4 protein-coding genes are annotated in these 5324 nt (G+C 58.0%); all 4 read right to left on the bottom strand.

The window, feature by feature from the left end; translation table 11 throughout:
- Window positions 1–736: ATP-grasp domain-containing protein (locus ACIQV9_RS06850; RefSeq protein ID WP_403099565.1), on the bottom strand; the 736-nt coding region annotated here is incomplete at its 3' end.
- A gap of 200 nt (window positions 737–936) precedes the next feature.
- Complete coding sequence (gene lpdA, locus ACIQV9_RS06845) at window positions 937–2373, bottom strand: dihydrolipoyl dehydrogenase (RefSeq protein ID WP_403099562.1); 1437 nt, start codon at window positions 2371–2373, stop codon at window positions 937–939.
- 110 nt (window positions 2374–2483) lie between these two features.
- Complete coding sequence (gene odhB, locus ACIQV9_RS06840; RefSeq protein ID WP_010456848.1) at window positions 2484–3704, bottom strand: 2-oxoglutarate dehydrogenase complex dihydrolipoyllysine-residue succinyltransferase; 1221 nt, start codon at window positions 3702–3704, stop codon at window positions 2484–2486.
- 42 nt (window positions 3705–3746) lie between these two features.
- A partial coding sequence (locus ACIQV9_RS06835; RefSeq protein WP_403099560.1) for a 2-oxoglutarate dehydrogenase E1 component occupies window positions 3747–5324 on the bottom strand: 1578 nt, incomplete at its 5' end.

Here is a 5324-nt window from a genome sequence, read left to right as displayed (position 1 = left end):
CAGCGTGCGCGTCGCGCGGATCGTCGAGCGCCGGCTCGTGGAAAGTCTTCAGCTTAGGCTGACGGTACATGGCGTTGGCGTCGATGTTGATCTTGGCGTCGAGGCAATGCAGATCGCCGTCAGCCTTGATCACCAGCGGGTTCACTTCCAGCAGAGCCAGGTCGTGATCCTTGAACAGCTTGGCCAGACCTACGAAGATCTTGGCGAACTGAGCAACTTGCTTGCCTTCCAGACCCAGCTGGAATGCCAGCTCGCGACCCTGGAATGGCTGAGCGCCAACCAGTGGATCGATAGTGGCCTTGAGGATTTTCTCAGGGGTGTCGTGAGCGATTTTCTCGATGTCCACGCCACCTTCGGTGGAAGCCATGAACACGATGCGACGGCTCGAACGGTCAACGACAGCGCCCAGGTACAACTCTTTAGCGATATCAGTGCACGACTCAACCAGGATCTTGGTGACTGGCTGACCATTGGCATCAGTCTGGTAAGTCACCAGACGCTTGCCCAACCACTGTTGAGCGAATGCTTTGGCGTCTTCTTTGCTGCGAACCAGCTTAACGCCGCCCGCTTTACCGCGACCACCTGCGTGAACCTGGGCTTTGACAACCCATTCGGTCCCGCCGATCTTGTCGCACGCTTCTGCTGCTGCTTCCGGGGTGTCTACGGCGAAACCCTGGGATACTGGCAGGCCGTATTCAGCGAACAGCTGCTTACCCTGATACTCGTGAAGATTCATGCTTATTACCGTCTTCGTTAGGTACTGCGCATTCGGTGCTGCACTTGTTCAAGTGCCGCACCACCTGTGACTGCTGCTTGCGTAGGTGTTCCGGATAACCGGTGAAACTACGCAAGGCTGCGTCCGGCGGACATTCCGCGGTGAGTCTTGCACGCAAGGCTCACGACGGGCCTTCCGCCGTGGTTTCTTATTGTCTTGTCTTAACGCTTCTTGCGGTTGGCAATGTGGATGGCGCCGCCATTCACAGCCAGAGCTGCTTCGTGCAAGGCTTCGGACAGGGTCGGATGGGAGAAAACCATCATGCCCAGGTCTTCCGCGCTGGTGCCGAATTCCATGCCGATCGCGCCCTGCTGAACCAGTTCTGCAGCGCTCGGGCCAATCACGTGGACGCCCAATACGCGGTCAGTCTTGGCATCAGCAATGACTTTCACGAAACCGCCGGTATCGTTGGCTGCCATGGCACGGCCACTGGCTGCAAACGGGAAGGTGCCAACGTTAACTTCAACGCCTTCAGCCTTCAAGACCTGCTCGGTTTTGCCGACCCACGCGATTTCCGGGTGAGTATAAATAACAGACGGGATCAGGTCATAGTTGATTTGGGCTTTGTGGCCCTTGATGCGCTCAACCACCATGATGCCTTCTTCGGACGCCTTGTGCGCCAGCATCATGCCGCGAACCACGTCACCGATCGCGTAAACGCCCGGAACGCTGGTGGCGCACTGGTCGTCAACGAAAACGAAGCCACGTTCGTCGATGTTCACACCGCTGTCAGCTGCCAGCAGCTCGGTGGTCACCGGACGGCGACCAACGGCAACGATCAGCTTGTCGAACGTGATGTTCTGTTCGCCATTGGCATCGGTGTAGTTCACGACAACTTCGTTGCCGTTCACTTTGGAACCGGTAACGCGAGCGCCCAGCTTGATGTCCAGACCTTGTTTGGTCAGGGTCTTGAAGGCTTCTTTGGAAACGGCGTCGTCAGCCGCTGGCAAGAACTTCTCCAGCGCTTCCAGAACAACCACTTCCGAACCCAGACGCGACCAGACCGAACCCAGTTCCAGACCGATTACGCCAGCGCCGATAACGCCCAGACGCTTAGGTACGGATTGGAATTCCAGCGCGCCGGTCGAATCGACGATCACGTTCTGGTCAACCGGAGCCGGTGGAATGTCGATCGGACGCGAGCCCGAAGCCAGAATCACGTTCTCGGCTTCGATGATTTCGACGGTGCCGTCTGGCTTGGTCAGCTCGACTTTCTTGCCGGCCAGCAGTTTGCCGTGGCCTTGCAGGGAAGTGACGCCGTTCGCCTTGAACAGGGTGGCAACGCCAGAGGTCAGGCCTTTGACGATGTTGGCTTTACGGCCAACCATTGCCGCCACGTCCATGGTCACGCCAGCGTGATTGATACCGTGGATCGCGAAGCCTTCTTTGGCTTCCTTGTATTTCCAGGAGCTGTCCAGCAGCGCCTTGGATGGAATGCAACCGACGTTCAGGCAAGTACCGCCGAGGGCCAGTTTGCCTTCCTTGTCGGTGTATTTCTCGATGCAGGCAGTGGAGAGGCCCAGTTGCGCTGCTTTAATGGCAGCCACGTAACCGCCAGGGCCCGCGCCAATCACTACCACGTCGAATTTCTGAGTCATGTGTCATTCCTTCTCGAATCAAACCGGACAATCCCTTTTGGGGACTGTCGTGGGACGAAGCTGGTCATTACAGGAGGGCCGCCCATCACTGGACGGCCCGTGCAACGAAATCAGATATCCAGCAGCAAACGAGCCGGGTCTTCCAGCAGGTTCTTGATGGTAACCAGGAAGGTCACAGCTTCTTTGCCATCGATCAGACGGTGATCGTAGGACAGAGCCAGGTACATCATCGGACGGATCACGACCTGACCGTTGATCGCCATAGGACGCTGCAGAATGTTGTGCATGCCCAGGATGGCCGCTTGCGGCGGGTTGACGATCGGAGTCGACATCATCGAACCGAAGGTACCACCGTTGGTGATGGTGAACGTACCGCCGGTCATTTCGTCCATCGACAGTTTGCCGTCACGAGCCTTCTTGCCGAAGGTGGCGATGCCGCCTTCGATTTCAGCCAGGCTCATCAGTTCGGCGTTACGCAGAACCGGAACAACCAGGCCGCGGTCGCTGGAAACAGCCACACCGACGTCGGCATAACCGTGGTAAACGATGTCGGCACCGTCGATCGACGCGTTGACCGCCGGGAAGCGTTTCAGCGCTTCGGTGGCAGCCTTGACGAAGAACGACATGAAGCCCAGGCGCACGCCGTTATGGGACTTCTCGAACAGGTCCTTGTACTTCGAACGCAGGGCCATGACTTCGGTCATGTCGACTTCGTTGAACGTGGTCAGCATCGCCATGTTCGACTGGGCTTCTACCAGGCGCTTGGCCACGGTAGCGCGAACGCGGGTCATCGGAACGCGCTTCTCGATGCGGTCGCCAGCGGCGAACACAGGAGCAGCGGCAGCCGGAGCTGCAGCCTTGGCAGGCGCGGCAGCCGGAGCGGCTTTCTTGGCAGCAACGGCTGCAACCACGTCTTCCTTGGTCACACGACCGCCTTTGCCGGTGCCGGCAACGGAAGCGATGTTGATACCGTTTTCTTCAGCCAGCTTGCGAGCAGCCGGTGCAGCAACAGGATCGTCTTCGCCTTCAGCGGCTGGCGCAGCAGCTTGTGCAGCAGCCGGAGCAGCGGCAGCAGCTGGAGCGGCAGCAGCGCCGCCCGCTTCGATGGAGCCCAGCACTTCGTCGGACAGAACGGTGTCGCCTTCGTTCTTGACGATAGCGCCCAGCACGCCGTCAGCGGTAGCCAACACTTCCAGCACAACCTTGTCGGTTTCGATGTCGACGATCAGGTCGTCACGCTTTACAGCGTCGCCCGGTTTTTTGTGCCAGGTGGCAACGGTGCCATCGGCAACCGATTCCGGGAAAGTGGGGGCTTTGATTTCGATAGCCATTATCTGTGGGTCCTTAAATTCGGTTTCAGGTGCGCGAAGGCGTTAAACAGTAAAGGCGTCTTGCAGCAGTTTTTCCTGCTGCTCAGCGTGCATCGATGCATAACCACAAGCAGGTGCAGCAGAAGCATCACGGCCGGCGTATTCGAGTACGAGCGACTTGTTGTGATTGCCAACGATGCGGCGCATGTGGTGTTGGCTGCAGTACCAGGCACCCTGGTTCATCGGCTCTTCCTGACACCAAACGATATGTTTGAGGTTGGTGTACGGAGCCAGGACTTCGTTCAAGTCGTCCTCAGGGAATGGGTACAGCTGCTCGATACGCACGATGGCGATGTCATCACGACCTTCGGCACGGCGTTTTTCCAGCAGGTCGTAGTAGACCTTGCCGCTACACAGAACAACGCGCTCGACCTTTTTCGGGTCCAGGGCATCGATTTCCGGGATAACGGTCTGGAACGAACCTTCGGCCAGATCTTCCAGGGTCGATACGGCCAGTTTGTGACGCAGCAGCGACTTTGGAGTCAGAACGATCAATGGCTTGCGCAGCGGGCGAATCACCTGACGACGCAGCAAATGGTAGATCTGAGCCGGCGTAGTCGGTACGGCTACCTGAATGTTGTGCTCGGCGCACAGTTGCAGGTAACGCTCCAGACGAGCCGAAGAGTGCTCCGGACCCTGACCTTCATAACCGTGCGGCAGCAGCATGGTCAGACCGCAAAGACGGCCCCACTTGTGCTCGCCACTGGTGATGAACTGGTCGATAACCACTTGGGCACCGTTGGCGAAGTCGCCGAACTGGGCTTCCCAGATCACCAGCGCCTCAGGCGTGGTGGTCGAGTAACCGTATTCGAACGCCAGCACGGCTTCTTCGGACAGGAACGAATCGTACAGGTCGAAACGAGGCTGGCCCTTGTACAGGTTTTGCAGCGGGACGTAGGTGCCCGCGTCTTTCTGGTTGTGCAAGACAGCATGACGGTGCGAGAACGTACCGCGACCGATGTCCTGACCCGTCATGCGAATCGGATGACCTTCGAACGCCAGGGTCGCGTACGCCATGGTTTCGGCGTAACCCCAGTTGATCGGCAGGCCGCCGGCTTGCATTTTCTGACGGTCTTCGTAGATTTTCGAGACCTGGCGCTGAACCACGAAGCCTTCCGGAATTTCCAGCAGCTTGGCGGACAGTTCCTGCAAGGTTTTCAGATCGAAGCGAGTGTCGTGACGCGCAGTCCAGGCGTGGCCCAGATAAGGACGCCAGTCGACGAACAACTCTTTGTTCGGCTCTTTGACCAGGCTTTTTACAACATGCAGGCCGTTGTCCAGCGCGTTGCGGTATTCGTCGACTTTCGCCTGAACACGCTCTGCGTCGAGTACACCGCCCTGGGTCAGACGATCGGCGTACAGCTCACGGGTGGTGCGCTGTTTAGTGATCTGCTGATACATGATCGGCTGGGTGCCGCTTGGCTCGTCGGCCTCGTTGTGGCCGCGACGACGGTAGCAGACCAGGTCGATCACCACGTCACGCTTGAACTGCATGCGGTAGTCGATGTCCAGCTTTTTCACGAACAACACGGCTTCGGGATAATTGCATTTAACTTTGATTATCTGGTATTGGTTATTTTT

The organism is Pseudomonas sp. NPDC099000 (assembly GCF_044759925.1).
Classification (GTDB): domain Bacteria; phylum Pseudomonadota; class Gammaproteobacteria; order Pseudomonadales; family Pseudomonadaceae; genus Aquipseudomonas.
The sequence above is the reverse complement of the archived record's forward strand: the minus strand, read 5'-3'. Positions and strand labels throughout refer to the sequence as shown.